Genomic DNA, 13483 nt, shown 5'->3' on the forward strand with positions numbered 1-13483 from the left:
TCACCATTGCCCGTAGGGGATGCCGTTCAGGCCTTTGCCCGTGGCCGTGGAATACACGTCGAACACGTCCTCGCCTTCACGCGGGTTGTCGGCGCTGCTGTCGGAGGCGCGCAGCCCCCAGCCCCCCTGGTCGTCGGCCTTGGCCGGGCGCAGCGGGTCGTGGGGGATGCGCCGCAGGAAGTAGAACCGCGCGCCCTTGGCGCTGCGCACATCGCGCACGCCCTCGACCAGCACCTGCAGGCTCGGCGGGTAGCCGCTGGCGTTGAGGCGCTTCTCGATGTAGCCGGCATCGAAGGCGCGCTTGTAGGCGTCGATAGCGTCGCGGACCTGGTACAGGGCCTCGCGCAGCTGTTGCTCCTTGCCACGGCGCACCACGGTCTCGGTCAGTGGCGCGGCCATGCTGGCAAGCAGGCCCAGCAACGCCAGGGTGAGCACCACCTCGATCAGGCTGAAGCCCTGCTGGCGTTTCATGGCTGCGGCACCACGGCCATCTGGCCTTCGACCATGGGCACGCTACCCGGTGGTTGATCGCCATCGCTCGCGGGCAACGGCCGGGCCATCTGCCGGACCTGCATGCTCGACTCGGTGCCGGTGCCGAACTCCATGTCCGATGGGCTCTGGTACGGCAGGTTGCGCACGATGCGCGGGGTGATCGCCAGCACCAGCTCGGACTTGCTCATGTCGTCCTTGTTGCTGCCGAACAGCCGACCCAGGCCAGGAATATCGCCCAGCCCCGGGATCTTGTTGCCGCTGGCGTTGTGGTCGTTGCGCACCAGCCCAGCCAGCACCTGGGTCTCGCCGTCGTGCAGGCGCAGGCTGGTCTGGGCGTTGCGGGTGTCGACCTGGACCGGGATGGTGCCCTGGCGGGTCGCCTCCAGTGGCGTGGCGTTGCTCACCTCCAGCGCCACCTTGATCGCCACCTCATTGTTCAGGTGCACGGTGGGCTGCACTTCGAGCTTCAAACCGACATCCAGGTAGGTAACGCTTTCGGTGATCACCGGCCCTTGGGTCGAAGGCACCGAAGTGGCGCTGATGATCGGGACGCGCTGGCCGATATGGATACGCGCCTGCTCGCGGTTGCTGACCCGGATCACGGGGCTTGCCAGGGTGTTGATGTCCTTGTCCTGGGCGTTGATCTTGGCTTGCGGTGCCGGCGAGATGCTGATGCGGCTGGAGTCGATACCGCGCAGCTGGTCGAGCACGCTGACCGACTTGCCGTCGCTGGTCAGCACGCCAAAGGTGTTGGGCCATTGCAGGCCCAGGTCGAGGATGCGCGAGGTGGCCACCTCCATCACCTCCACCTCCAGCACCACCTCGGGGTTGGACTGATCCTGGGACTGCAGCAACTTCTCGGCCATGCGCACCGCGTCGGGGGTGTCGCGCATGGTCAGGGTGTTCAGGCGCTCGTCGACGAACACGTCGCGGGTCTTGAGCATGGTCTTGAGCATGTTCATCGCGGTATTGGCGTCGATGCTGGTCAGGTAGAAGGTGCGCATGACCAGTTCCTGGTAGTCCTTGGTCTTCTGCGGCGAGTCCGGGTAGACCAGCAGGGTGTTGTCGTTGACGATCTTCTGGCGCAGCTGGTTCTGCTCCAGCAGCAGCGCCACGGCGTCCTCGATACGCACCTCGCGCACGAAGATGGTGGCTTTCATGTCGGGGCGCAGGTCGCGGTCGAAGATGAAATTGATCCCGGCGACCTGGGCCAGCACCTCGAAGATGGTCTTCAGGTTGGCGTCGCGAAACTCCAGGGTGACCGGGCGCTCCAGCTTGCTGCGCAGTTGCGGGAACGGCTGCGCGGTGCGCGCCTGGACGTTCTCGATGTCGCTGCGCAGCATGATCCCCTTCTGGTTCTGCGGGTCCAGGCGCAGCACCTCGCGCATGTAGCGCTCGGCGCCGAACAGGTCGCCCTGGCGCAGCGCCGCCTGTCCCAGGGCAACGCGTTCGTCGAGGGTGCGGATCAACTCCAGCTGGCGGATGCCCTCCTGCGCGCGGCGGTTGTTCGGCTCGATGGTCAGCACCCGGCCATAGCCCATGCGCGCGGCGGCGAAGTCGTGGCGGATGCGGTCGCTGTCGGCCTGGCCCAGCAATGCCTCGACCGCCGCCTGGCGACCATGGGCCAGGGCGATGTTCAGCTCGGTGTCGCGCGGGTCGTCGCGCAGGGCCTCTTCCAGCCGGGCGATGCCGGCTTCGTACTGGCCCTCCTTCATCAATTCCGCGCTGTCCTTGCGCACGGCGCTGGAGCCACATCCGCCGATGGCCACGCACAGGGCCAGCAGCAGGAACGGCGTCTTCGAAGGCTTCATGGTGCGCTCCCTACAGACAGGGTCTGTGGCTGGTGCAGTGGCAGGTAGACCAGGCTCAGCTCGCTGGCCGAGACCCGGTCGAGGCGGTAGGTGTCTTCGATCACGTCGCCCTGGCGCACGACGTAGAGCTTCTCGCCGTTCTGCAGGAACACCTGCAGGTCGTCGCGGTCGCCCAGGCGGCCGACGAACTGGAACGGCAGCGCCGGCGCCGTGGGTGCGGCTACCACGGGGGCGGTGACCACGGGTTGCTCGGTGACGGTGGCCAGGGTTTGCGGTGGGGCCCATTGCTGGGCCGGGAACAGGTCTTTCGAAGGGGGTTGAGGTTTGTTCGCCGGCAAGCCGGCTCCTACAAGTGGCTGCGCGCTCCCTGTAGGAGCCGGCTTGCCGGCGAACGGGGCCACCTCACCCTCAAGGTCGAACCAATGCCCCGGCGCCCACGCCAGCAAGGCACTGACTCCAAGAAACCCACCCCACAACACCACGCGCTGAATGTTCATCACGACCTCGACAGGTAAAGGGTCATGCGTACCCGCCCGGTAAGCTCGCGCTCGCCGATCCGCTTGCGTTGCAGCTCCAGGTCTTCCAGCACCAGGGTCGGCAACTGGCCCAGCAGCGCCTTGAGAAACCCGCGGATCTGCGGGTAGCTGCCGCGCACCGGCAGGACGATCTGGTAACGCGCCAGCTGGGTCTTGGGGTCCACACCGAGGGCGTACTCGCCACGGGCCAGGCTGATGCGCTCGGCGTCGGCCAGCTGGTACAGCCGCTCGATCAGCTCGCTGGCCTGGGGTTGGCCAGGCAGTTGCTGGCGCAGATCGTCCAGCGCCTGTTGCTCAGGCCGCACCTGGACCTTCAGCTCGCCACGCGCCAGGCGCTGCACCTGAACGCTGGCGTCCGCCTCACTGGCGCGCAGCTCACGCACCTGCTGCCACAGCGGCAGCACCCAGGCCACGGCCACCGCCACCACCAACAGGGCCATCAGGATCGCGGCCAACCCCACGCGCCCCAGGCGCTGGACGGCCTCATGCAGGATCAGGCTAGGGACGCGCATGGCCGGTCTCCCAGGTGGCGGTAAGGTTGAAACGCACCGGGTGCTCGGCCTGCCCGGCGACGATCTCGTGGTTGAGCAGCGACACGTCCGACAGTTCCTCGCTGCGCTCCAGGCGCTGGTGGTACTGCAGCATGGCCTCCAGGTCGCGGGCCTCGGCGCTGATGCGCACCTGCCCCTTGCGCGCATCGGGGGTGAGGCTGAGCAGCGCCACATCCTCCTGGGGCATGGCCTCGAGCATGGCGAACAGCTGCTGCCAGGGCCGTTGCAGCTGTTGCGACACGCTGCGCATCTGCGCCAGGCGCTCGGCCTGCTCGCGGACCACCGCGCTGCTTTGTGGCACGGCACTGGCCGGGCGGCGGCCAAGTTGCAGTTCGAGCTGGTGCACACGGGCCTCGAGGCCGGTCTGCTCGCTCACCAGCTGTTGCTGGGCCAGCACCAGTACCGCCAGCGCCGCGCCCCCCAGGGCCAGCAGCGCCCAGGCCAGCGAGCCGTTGCGCCGGGGTTGGAATTCCAGGTCGAGGCGGCGCATGTCAGGCCACCGCCCGCCACATGGCGCACAGCGGATCGGTCTCGGCGGCCAGCGGGCACAGCTGCACCGCGCCGATGTCCGCGACCGCCTGCCGCCCGGGCGCATGCAGGTAGACCCGTGGCGGCTGCCCGCCGTACAGCTCGCAGGTGCGCGCGATCAACGCCTGCAGGGCCTGGTCGGTGTCGGCGCAGCCCTGGGCCAGCACCTGTTGCCAGGCGCCGTCGGCGGCCAGCAGCAGCACGCTGCGCCGTGGCTCGGCGAGCACGAAGAGGAAATCCCCCTGCGCCATCTGCGCCGCGCAGCGGTTGTAGGCGGCCATCAGGTAAGGCTGTACCGAGCGCAGGCTCAAGCGGCGCTCCCGGCCCAATTCGCGCAAGCCCTGCAACAGCGCCTCAGGCAGTGCCGTGGCGATCCGTGCGGCGCCGGCAGGCTCCGGCGACAGCACGATGCGCCAATCATCCAGCGGCTGCCCGTAGAGATGCTCGAAACAGGCCCGGGCATAGGTGTCCAGCTCGCGGGGCGTGGCGATTGCATCACTCCAGGGCACCAGGCAGAAGCGGCTGAAGCGCGCCGACAGCAATACCCGCAGTTGCCCGCCCTTCACTGGATGGGCGGCGAGCAGTTCGTCGAGGGCAGCCAGCGCCGCGCCCCAGGCCGGTTGCGCGGCCAGGCAGTCGAACGGGCGGCTGCCCAGCCAATGGTGGTGACGACCGTGCCAGCCTCCCAGGCCGACACCCTCGGCGCCGAGCACGGCGCAATAGTGATCAGGCAATGAATGTGACACGGTTGATCTCCTCAAGTGTGGTGCGGCCCGCACGGACCAGGTCCAGGGCCGAGGCGCGCAGCAGGCGCAGGCCGCGCTGGCAGGCCAGCTGGCGGATCTGCGCCAGGGGCCGGCGCTCGACGATCATCTGCCGCAGGTCGTCGTCCAGGTGCAGCAGTTCGGCGATGGCGCTGCGCCCGCGGTAACCACTGCCGCGGCACTGGCCGCAGCCCTGGGCGCGCATGAACCGCCAGCCCTCCACACCGTCACGGCTCAGCCCCGAGGCCGCGAGCAGTTCGTCGTCCGGCACGCAGGCCACCGCGCAGTGCGGGCAGGCCAGGCGCACCAGGCGCTGGGCCAGCACGGCGTTGAGCGCCGAGACGAAGCTGTAGGGGTCGACCTGCATCTGGCTGAAGCGGCCGATCACATCGAACACGTTGTTGGCGTGGATGGTGGTGAACACCAGGTGCCCGGTGAGCGCCGACTGCACGGCGATCTGCGCGGTGTCCGGGTCGCGGATCTCGCCGACCAGGATCTTGTCCGGGTCATGGCGCAGGATCGAGCGCAGGCCACGGGCGAAGGTCAGGCCCTTCTTCTCGTTGACCGGGATCTGCAGCACCCCGGGCAGCTGGTACTCGACCGGGTCCTCGATGGTGATGATCTTGTCGACGCCGTGGTTGATCTCGCTGAGCATGGCGTACAGCGTGGTGGTCTTGCCGCTGCCGGTGGGGCCGGTGACCAGGATCATGCCGTAGGGCTCGCTGGCCAGCCGGCGCAGGGCGCGCAAGGTGTGTTCCTCGAAGCCCAGGGCCTGCAACTGCACGCCGCTGACCTTGTCCGACAGGTCCTGCTTGTCGAGCACCCGCAGCACCGCGTCCTCACCGAAGATGCTCGGCATGATCGACACGCGAAAGTCGATCTGCCGCTCGCCGATGGCCACCTTGAAACGGCCATCCTGGGGGATGCGCTTCTCGCCGATGTCCAATTCGGCCATCACCTTGATCCGCGAGATCACCTGCTCGGCGAAGGCGCTGCCAGCGGCCTTGCCGGCGCCGTTGAGCACACCATCGATGCGGTATTTGATAGTCAGGCCCTGGCCGGTCATGCCCAGATGGATGTCGCTGGCGTGCTGCTTGAGCGCGTCGTAGAGGGTGGCGTTGACCAGCTTGACCACCTGGCTCTGGTCTTCGCTGATGCTGGTCAAGGACAGGCGTTGCAGCGGGTCGGCATCGGTGCCGGCCTCATTGTTGCTGTCGAGAGTGTCGACGGCGTGGAAGCTCTCTTCGTGACGCGCCAGGAACGCCGCAAGATCGGCGGCGTGGGCCAGGTACAGTGGCGCGCCCTGCAGGCAGTCGTCGATCCAGGCCAGACGGGCACCGTCGAACGGGTCGGCGAACACACCCACCCACTGCCCTTGGTGTTCGACCAGCGCGCATTCGTGTTTCAGGCACTGGGCCAGGCTGACCCGATCGAAAGCTGGCTTGCTGGCGAACAGGGCCTGGGTGTCGAGCACCGGGTAATGCAGGGTGGCGGCCAGGCGTTGGGTGAAGGTGGCGGGCGGGTCGTTGGCGAGGCGTTCGAGGTGGGTCAGCAGGCGGTCTTCACCCGCCTGGGTGCGGGCCTGGTTCAGGAGATCGCGGGCGTAGCCCTGCGCTTGCCGTGAGTCTGTATCGAATGCCTGGGACATGGCCTGCGACTCCGCTCAGGGGCGCATCGCAGGCTGGGGAAGTGGCCGCGGGCGCCGCTATTCCCCGGTGAGCAGTTGGTCGTCGTCAGGTTCGGGGGGCTGGCCACCGTTGCGTCGGCGGTCGGCCAGGACCCAGCTGCCATCGTACAACTGCAAGGGGAACGACTCGTTCCTGTTCTGGCGGCGTTCGACGAAACCCTCGGCCGGGCGGTCCGTGGCCCTGCGCTGGCGCTCGATGCCCATCAGGTCGAAGATCGCGCGGGCCAGTTCCATCAACGGGAACGGCTTGAACAGGACGTGGCTCACACCAAGCTCGGCGGCCCGCTCACGGACCTCGACGGTCGGGTGGGCGGTGATCAGCACGAAATGGCACGGCCTGTTCCTGCGCACGGTCTCCAGGACCTGAAACCCCTCCATGTCGGGCAAGCGATAGTCCAGCACGATCACATCCGGTGCCAGGGTTTCAGCCTCGCTGATGCCGCTGGCGCCATCGTGGGCGACGTGGACTTCCAGGCCTTGCGCCTGCAGATACGCCTGCAGGTTCTGCGCAAGGGTCTGTTCGTCGTCGACTACCAATACTCTGTTCACCAAGGTCCACTCCCATGAACTGCCCGGTCTCCCGGTCTGCGAAGTGCGGCCTTGTAGAGGCTTGAGCAGGCTTCGTGCCAGGCATGAAGGGTCATTGCGCACCACATTCAACTGACTGTTTCTTATCGAAATTTTTATATCGCCCACGGCTTGCGGGCGCGCCCTCCCCCATTACCGGGGAAGTGATGGCATTTGGCCAAACCCGCTTTCCCCACTGTTGGGGAAACGCCTTGTCGGGCCGCTCAGTCAGCGCGCTCCACTGTAGCGGATTCGCGCAAACGTTGGCGCACGGCCTGGCGGGCCTGGGCCTGCAACTGCGCGACCAGCGCGTCCCTGGCCAGGCGCAGGTTCGGTTCCGGTAAGACAGAAGTATTATCACTTTGGTTCTGCATCCCTTGCAGTCTTTGTCGATTGGCGTCATAGAAAGCCGCGATCTCGGCAGCGCTGGGCTCTTCGACCACGGTCAGCCGCGCGAACGCTTCCTGGGCGGCCATCTCATGTCGAGTGTAGTCAGCGAAGCTGTCGTGATCGAAGCCTGCGTCCTCCAGGCGGCGGGCGAACACTGCGGGGCTGCCGAAAGCGGCCTCGACTTCAGCGACCCGCGCCCTCACCTGCTCATCGTCGATGGCGATACCTTGCCGGCGCGCCTCCTGCCACAACAGTTCCTTGTCGATCAACTCGTCCAGGGCCTGTTCGCGCAGGCGCTGGTACAGGTTGGGGTTGCGGATGCTCGCCACCGCCCGCCCCTGGGCCTGGAGGTATTCGGTGAAGTAGCGCTCCAGGCGCAGCGCGCCAATCTCCACGCCGTTGACCCGGGCCACGGGAGCTTCAGCGAAGATTGCCGGGGTGACGCCCAGCAGCAGGCACAACAGCAGGATACGCATGGCAGCCTCCTCTCATTGTGTGGGTCTGACGCGGTCCGTTGTAGGAACGGCTTCAGCCGCGATCACCCGCGCAGCGGGTGCCCTGCACCGTGTTGGATTCATCGCGGCTGAAGCCGCTCCTACAGGCCCCGTTCATGGCGCCTCCGGCACAGGACGATATGGCGCAACCTCGGTGAAGCCGGGCCCCGGCAGGCTCACCTCGACCACATGGGCCCCGGCCATGCCCTGGCGTCGTCCCGGACCAAACCCCAGAGGTGGGGTGAGGCCGGTGTCTACCGCGTGCAGTTGTTCCAGTGTTGCGATCAATTGCTCACGGCTGGCATCCCGCCCAATCGTTTTCAACGCCTCGGTCATCAGTTGCCAGGCACACAGAGTGCCGATCTGCAAAGACGCCTGCCTGGCATCCAGCCCCTGACGTTGCCGAATACCCGCCAGCGTCGCTTGACCGGTGTCGGTCCAATCACCTGGAACGAACGGGTACGCAAGCAACAGGCGCTGCGACCACTGCGCCGAAAGCGTCGGCACAACGCTGGCTATCTGGCTGGAAGCGGCAAACAGGTACGGTGTTCGCCCCTGCGCCTGTAATGTCGCGGCCAGCTCGGCAAAGACAGGGGCAGGGCCGAGGAAAACAATGCCCTCGCCGCTCGGTGCCTGGCCGTTGAATACCTGCGCCTCAGGCAAGGCAAAACCCAGGCTGCGCAGGCGGATCAGCAACGCATTGGCAGCGGCCGCCTGGTCCTCACCGGCATAGACCACCTGCAAGGCAGCGGCGGGCATGCCGAGCCCATCACGGGCATGCACCGCTAGGCTGAGCAACTGCTCGGGCAGCGAAGGCAGCGGGTCGAACACCTGCGCGCTACCGCCGTCACGCGGCGTGCTGCCCACCAGGGGCACACCTTCCCGGGCCAGCGTGGCACTGTCGAGCTGCGCGGCCAGTGGTGCGATCAAGGCGAACACCTGCTCCTGGCGCAACAACCTGTCCAGCGCCTGCCCGGTGCTGGCTGGATCGTATCCGGGGTCCAGCGCAACCAGCTGCAGGCGCCGCCCATGCACGCCGCCCTGCTGGTTGATCTGGGCGGCACCATCTTCCAACACCGCCCGCACCACCCGCCCGGCCTCAGCCAGAGGGCCGTTTTCCGGCAATAGCGTGCCCAAACGCAGGACACCCTCCTCCACCCCTGGGTCGCGTTCCTCACCCAGGCGTTTAAGGTAGGCCGTAAGGTTGCGCTGATCGGCCAGGCTCAGGTCGAAGCGTGGCATGGCCGGGTCGAGGCGGTTGCCGGCGGGATCGATGCCACTGTGGATGACCCGTGCCAGGCTGGCCTCCGTGTAGGCCGGGTAGCGTCGGTTGTTGGTTTCACGCGCGCCGGGCCCAAGGGCCAGGTGCTGCCAGTCAAGGCTCGGCGGTCGCACCCCGCCCTCGCTGCGGCCACGCCCATCATTGCCATGGCAACTGGCGCAAGGCAGCACGCTGGCGGGCACTGTCATGTCGCTGGCGCCGACCCGGGCCAGCAATTGCGCGTCGCTGCTGGAGAGCCCTTCGCGATACAGACGTTTACCCGCTAGCTCTTGGGCCGTCAGGTCGAGAGCTTGAGCCGTGTTGCACAACATCAGACACAGGGCCATCCAGTAACAGCACAACGCCCTGATGCCTGCCAGCCCCCCTGTAGGAGCCGGCTTTGCCGGCGAATGGGCCAGTGCAGCCAATACAAGCCCCTTGCGCCCACAACCGGCGTGTCGCCCACTGCCCCTGCGGTTCATGATATTCACCGCCCTGCCAGGGGCTGCGCCAGCAACTGCATACGCTGGGCAATGGCCGCAGGCGGCGCGTCGGGGCGGATCTTGCTCCAGCGCTTGCCCGCCACATCCCCGGCGATCAGTTGCGTCGAGTGCTGCTCGGGGCTGGGCAGGAACTGCCCGAGGCGCCCCAGCACCAGGTCGACGCTGGCCTTGTCGCCAGTCAGGAACACCCAGTTGGGCCCATCCACCCCCTGCTTCACGGCAAAGGCCTTGAGCGCCTCGGGGGTGTCGTTGAGCGGGTCGCTGCTCACCGAGACGAAGGTCACCTGCGCCGCCAGTTCCGCGCCCATGGCCTCGCGCACCTCACGCAACTTGCGGGTGATCAGCGGGCAGGCATCGTTGCAGTGGGTGAACATCACATTGAGCATCACCACCTTGTCCTTGAGCACATCGCTGTAGAAGCGCAGCTCGCGGCCGTTCTGGTCCTTGAGCACGGTGTCGGTGAACCAGGTCTGCGCATCACGCGTACCGCCACCGCTGGCCATAGCCTGGGGCGCAGGCTGCGGCGTCGGAGCATGGCCTTCGTGGGCATAGGCCACCGAGGCGAGGATCCACAAACAGGCCACCAGCACCACCCAGTCGAAGCTGCGCATGCCCGCAGGGCGTGGGCTCAGGCTGCTCATGGCTGCACCTCCTGGCCGGCGATGGCCGTGGTCTTGGCATGGACCCGCCGTGCGCTGAGGCGGTTGAGCTCGGTGATCAGCACATTGGGGTCGGTAAAGCCGTAATAACGCGTCCAGTGCCCAGTGCGGCCATCACCCACCAGGATCAGCGGTGGGTGCTCGCTGAGGTTGGCGCTGAAGCTGCCCAGGCCCTTGAGCGTCTCGCTGATCGCATAGGGCGAGCCGGTCAGCCAGCTCCAGCCCGGCCCGTGCTGGAAGGCCCGGGCATAGCTGGCCAGGCGCTTGGCGTCGTCGCGCTGCGGGTCGACGCTGATCGACACCAGGCGGATCTCCTCCCCGACGCGCCCGCCCAACTGCTGCTGGACCTTGCCCATGATCGAGGAGACTACCGGGCACACCGTGGTGCAGCTGGTGTAGATGAAGCCCATCACCACCAGACGGTCACCTACCAGGTCCTTCTCCAGGCGCACTGGCATGCCGTCCTGATCGAGCAGCGACACGTCGGCGAAGCGCACGCTGGCCTTCTCCTGATGGGCTGCCGGCGGTGGCGCGGGCGGCCCGCCATGATCGTGGCCGCCATGGGCCAGGGTCAGCTGGCTGGCCAGCAGCAGGCTCAGGGCAATCAGCTGGCGTGGAGAGTTGGTATTCATCGCACACTCCTGGGTTCCCCTTGGGAAGCGGTAGGCGCCGCGGCGGCCGGTAGCACCCGCAGGCTGGTGTAGTTTTCTTCGGCGAACTTGCGCCCCAGGCTCGGCGACTGCACATGCAGGTACCAGGCGCCGGCCTCGGGCAGTGTCAGCGCGGCCTGGTACTCGCCCTCGCCCACTTCGTTGAGCGGCAGGTTGCGCGGCAGCGACGACGGCGCCAGGAAATAACGCAGGCTCAGGTCGCCCAGCCCCGTGCGCGGCTTGCCGTCCTCCCCCAGGATGCGCACCCGTGCCATGAACGGGCTGTGCTGCAGCAGCGGCCGATCGATACCGATGAACTCGGCGCGCGCTGCCTTGTGCCCGCTGGCCTGGGGCAGCGCCGCCACCACGGTGCTGAAGCAATGGATGATCTGCGGCTGGTTGAGCAGGAACGCCACGTCGAAGGTGCCAGCCGCCGGCAATCTCACCGTCGAGCCATACACCCCGGGCGCCACCTCGCGCAGGCTGCGGTCGATGACGATCGCCGCGCGGGCCTGGTGGCCACGGTTGTTGTAGCCGGACATCGGCGCGTTCATGCCTTCGGCGTAGAAGTAGGTGGTGTTGTCCACCGGGTTGACCACGAACACCGCGTTGTCATCACGGGACACGCTCAGCCCCTGGGCCAGCGGCAGGTCGCCGGCCTGGCGCGGCGCAGCGGGGCCGGCCTCGAAGCCCTGGACGATCGGCGTGCGGCCCTGGCCGAGGCTGGCCAGGTTGATCATGCTCACCTTCGGCGACGCCAGGCCGCGCACATAGGCGTAGGCCTTGGTGAAGGTCAGCTGGTACGGCTCGGCGGCCACGGGAATGCGGTGGATCAACTGGTCGGTACTGGCATCGATCACCAGCGCCTGGTTTTCCAGGGTGTTGAGCACCACGCCAAAGCGCCCGTCGCCGCTGAAGCGCATCGGCCCCAGGCCCTGCTCGGCCTTGACCGTGTGCCGCGGCTGATGGCTGCGGGCGTCGATCACCCGCACCGTGCCTTCCTGGCCATCGACCACGTACACCGCCTGGGACAGTGGCGAGTAGGTGACGGACAAGGGCTGCGGGCCAACCTCCAGGGTCTTGGCCAGACGCATCTCGGTGATATCGATCACGCTGAGGGTGCCGGCGTCGCGGTTGCTGACAAAGGCGTAGCGCGAGTCGGCGCTGAAGGCAATCTCGTGGTGCCCGGAGCCGGTGCTGAACGACTTCAGCGTGGTGCGGCTGGGCACGTCGATCACCGTCACCCCGCCTTTGGCCGGGTCGTCGCTGTTGTTGCCCACCCACAGCAGGCGCTGGTCGGGCTGCAGCGCCACCCGCAACGGCTGCGCGCCGGCTTCGAGGATGGCCACGCGGCGGAAGGTCTCGGTGTCGATCAGCGCCACTTGGCCGCGCTCGGGCATCGACACGAACACTTGCTTGTCGTCGCCGGTGGCCACCCAGTCCATGGGCCGGCCCGGCAGGTCGATGCGCGCCAGGGTGCTGGTGACGCCGCCTACCGAGACGGTCGGGTCGATCACCGTGAGGCTGGCGTCCTTGTTCAGCACCAGCAGGAAGTAGCTGTTCAGGTCCAGCAATGGCCGGGCGCCGATGCTGCTTTTGAGGAACAGCGCCACCCGCGCCTTGCAGCTGCTGTCACGGTCGCCAGGTGGCGCCGACTGCGCCGGGTCCAGCCAGGCGCCGGGGGCCATGCCCGACAGGGGCTGGCCGCTGCTCTGGTCGCTGACCTTGAAGCGGATATTGGCGAAGTCGCCCTCGCGCAGTTCGCTGCCGGCCAGGGGGCTGGCCTCGAACTCCACGGTCACGCCGTCGCGGCTGAGGCGGTGCTCGGCCGAGGGGTCGGCGGTTTCCTGCAAGAGCTCGCGGGGGTCGCACCAGAGTTTCTCGTAGGCCACGCCCAGGCCAAGCAGTGCTAAGCCGACCAGTAGCCCCAGGTAGGCGGGGCGCACCTTGCCGCTCATGTTGGCACGCCTCGGTGATGAGGGGTTGGATACGGCGCGCGCGGGGCGGCACCTTCGAGCGGGATGACCATGCTGCACCTCCATGGGGGCCTAGGGTTCTGTGGAGGGAGTAGCAAGCGTTGTGCCACTGATTAAGTGCTTTTGAATCAGTGGGTTGGAGAATCAATGCGAGAAAGTTGGGGAGCAGCACCCAGGGGGATTCCCCGAAGGCGGGGGTGGGCACTTGGGGCCGCTGCGCGGCCCATCGCGGGTAAACCCGCTCCTGCAGGGATTGCGGTCACTACAGATCCTGTAGGAGCGGGTTTACCCGCGATGGGCTGCACAGCAGCCCCAATGCTCAATGCGCCATGCCCAGCTCGGCATCATCCATCAGCGCCTTGGCCAAGGCACTCAGGTAGTGGGCCGCCCAGACCATGCGTTGATCGTTCTCCATGACCCCGACCAGGGTCAGGTGACGCACACAGTCCATCAGTTCGGAGGATTGTTCGCGGGCGTGCCGGCATGGAATGCCGGGCTCGATGCAGAACAGCGGTTGGGTGTTGTTTTCACCCTGGTAGAAGCGGGTCTGGCCGACGGTGGTGTTGGGGTCTTCCGGTGTCATGGGGATCTCCTTGAAGTGGGTATTTCAACCA

The 13483-nt window shown here is 67.2% G+C and carries 14 protein-coding genes; all 14 read right to left on the reverse strand.

Annotation, left to right across the window (positions count from 1 at the left end; translation table 11 throughout):
* A complete protein-coding gene (locus PSEEN_RS13165) occupies positions 1-471 on the reverse strand; it encodes a type II secretion system protein (protein WP_011534012.1) in 471 nt (156 codons plus the stop codon).
* Positions 468-2303, reverse strand: coding sequence for a secretin N-terminal domain-containing protein (locus PSEEN_RS13170; protein WP_011534013.1), 1836 nt, complete (start codon positions 2301-2303; stop codon positions 468-470). The genes PSEEN_RS13165 and PSEEN_RS13170 overlap by 4 nt, the downstream gene beginning before the upstream one ends.
* The gene (locus tag PSEEN_RS13175; protein WP_011534014.1) at positions 2300-2800 is read right to left on the reverse strand and encodes a hypothetical protein; all 501 of its coding nucleotides are present in this window, start codon (positions 2798-2800) and stop codon (positions 2300-2302) included. The genes PSEEN_RS13170 and PSEEN_RS13175 overlap by 4 nt, the downstream gene beginning before the upstream one ends.
* Positions 2800-3351: a type 4a pilus biogenesis protein PilO gene (gene pilO / locus PSEEN_RS13180; RefSeq protein ID WP_011534015.1), complete on the reverse strand. Its 552-nt coding sequence runs from the start codon at positions 3349-3351 to the stop codon at positions 2800-2802. The genes PSEEN_RS13175 and pilO overlap by 1 nt, the downstream gene beginning before the upstream one ends.
* Positions 3338-3880, reverse strand: a complete 543-nt coding sequence (locus PSEEN_RS13185; RefSeq protein WP_011534016.1) for a PilN domain-containing protein — start codon at positions 3878-3880, stop codon at positions 3338-3340. Before PSEEN_RS13185 ends, pilO begins: the two co-directional genes overlap by 14 nt.
* A gap of 1 nt (position 3881) precedes the next feature.
* The gene (locus PSEEN_RS13190) at positions 3882-4664 is read right to left on the reverse strand and encodes a hypothetical protein (protein ID WP_044488113.1); all 783 of its coding nucleotides are present in this window, start codon (positions 4662-4664) and stop codon (positions 3882-3884) included.
* Positions 4645-6330 carry a GspE/PulE family protein gene (locus PSEEN_RS13195; RefSeq protein ID WP_011534018.1) on the reverse strand — a complete coding sequence of 562 codons (1686 nt, stop codon included), beginning with the start codon at positions 6328-6330 and terminating at the stop codon, positions 4645-4647. Before PSEEN_RS13195 ends, PSEEN_RS13190 begins: the two co-directional genes overlap by 20 nt.
* 57 nt (positions 6331-6387) lie before the next feature.
* On the reverse strand, positions 6388-6921 hold the full coding sequence (locus PSEEN_RS13200) for a response regulator (RefSeq protein WP_044488116.1): 534 nt from the start codon (positions 6919-6921) through the stop codon (positions 6388-6390).
* A gap of 239 nt (positions 6922-7160) precedes the next feature.
* On the reverse strand, positions 7161-7802 hold the full coding sequence (locus PSEEN_RS13205) for a SurA N-terminal domain-containing protein (protein WP_011534020.1): 642 nt from the start codon (positions 7800-7802) through the stop codon (positions 7161-7163).
* Between the two features lie 132 nt (positions 7803-7934).
* Entirely contained in the window at positions 7935-9428 is a 1494-nt protein-coding gene (locus PSEEN_RS13210; protein WP_011534021.1) for a cytochrome c/ABC transporter substrate-binding protein, read from the reverse strand.
* Between the two features lie 140 nt (positions 9429-9568).
* The gene (locus PSEEN_RS13215) at positions 9569-10225 is read right to left on the reverse strand and encodes an SCO family protein (protein ID WP_044488118.1); all 657 of its coding nucleotides are present in this window, start codon (positions 10223-10225) and stop codon (positions 9569-9571) included.
* The gene (locus tag PSEEN_RS13220) at positions 10222-10875 is read right to left on the reverse strand and encodes an SCO family protein (RefSeq protein ID WP_011534023.1); all 654 of its coding nucleotides are present in this window, start codon (positions 10873-10875) and stop codon (positions 10222-10224) included. The genes PSEEN_RS13215 and PSEEN_RS13220 overlap by 4 nt, the downstream gene beginning before the upstream one ends.
* On the reverse strand, positions 10872-12851 hold the full coding sequence (locus tag PSEEN_RS13225) for a cytochrome D1 domain-containing protein (protein WP_011534024.1): 1980 nt from the start codon (positions 12849-12851) through the stop codon (positions 10872-10874). The genes PSEEN_RS13220 and PSEEN_RS13225 overlap by 4 nt, the downstream gene beginning before the upstream one ends.
* Before the next feature lie 337 nt (positions 12852-13188).
* Positions 13189-13452: a DUF3077 domain-containing protein gene (locus PSEEN_RS13230; protein ID WP_011534025.1), complete on the reverse strand. Its 264-nt coding sequence runs from the start codon at positions 13450-13452 to the stop codon at positions 13189-13191.
* Positions 13453-13483 lie beyond the last annotated feature (31 nt).

This window comes from Pseudomonas entomophila L48 (assembly GCF_000026105.1).
Classification (GTDB): domain Bacteria; phylum Pseudomonadota; class Gammaproteobacteria; order Pseudomonadales; family Pseudomonadaceae; genus Aquipseudomonas; species Aquipseudomonas entomophila.

Coding starts and splice junctions, on each gene's coding strand:
- PSEEN_RS13165 (WP_011534012.1), bottom strand. CDS start 471: ATGAAACGCCAGCAGGGCTTCAGCCTGATCGAGGTGGTGCTCACCCTG.
- PSEEN_RS13170 (WP_011534013.1), bottom strand. CDS start 2,303: ATGAAGCCTTCGAAGACGCCGTTCCTGCTGCTGGCCCTGTGCGTGGCC.
- PSEEN_RS13175 (WP_011534014.1), bottom strand. CDS start 2,800: ATGAACATTCAGCGCGTGGTGTTGTGGGGTGGGTTTCTTGGAGTCAGT.
- pilO (WP_011534015.1), bottom strand. CDS start 3,351: ATGCGCGTCCCTAGCCTGATCCTGCATGAGGCCGTCCAGCGCCTGGGG.
- PSEEN_RS13185 (WP_011534016.1), bottom strand. CDS start 3,880: ATGCGCCGCCTCGACCTGGAATTCCAACCCCGGCGCAACGGCTCGCTG.
- PSEEN_RS13195 (WP_011534018.1), bottom strand. CDS start 6,330: ATGTCCCAGGCATTCGATACAGACTCACGGCAAGCGCAGGGCTACGCC.
- PSEEN_RS13205 (WP_011534020.1), bottom strand. CDS start 7,802: ATGCGTATCCTGCTGTTGTGCCTGCTGCTGGGCGTCACCCCGGCAATC.
- PSEEN_RS13210 (WP_011534021.1), bottom strand. CDS start 9,428: ATGGCCCTGTGTCTGATGTTGTGCAACACGGCTCAAGCTCTCGACCTG.
- PSEEN_RS13215 (WP_044488118.1), bottom strand. CDS start 10,225: ATGAGCAGCCTGAGCCCACGCCCTGCGGGCATGCGCAGCTTCGACTGG.
- PSEEN_RS13220 (WP_011534023.1), bottom strand. CDS start 10,875: ATGAATACCAACTCTCCACGCCAGCTGATTGCCCTGAGCCTGCTGCTG.
- PSEEN_RS13225 (WP_011534024.1), bottom strand. CDS start 12,851: ATGAGCGGCAAGGTGCGCCCCGCCTACCTGGGGCTACTGGTCGGCTTA.
- PSEEN_RS13230 (WP_011534025.1), bottom strand. CDS start 13,452: ATGACACCGGAAGACCCCAACACCACCGTCGGCCAGACCCGCTTCTAC.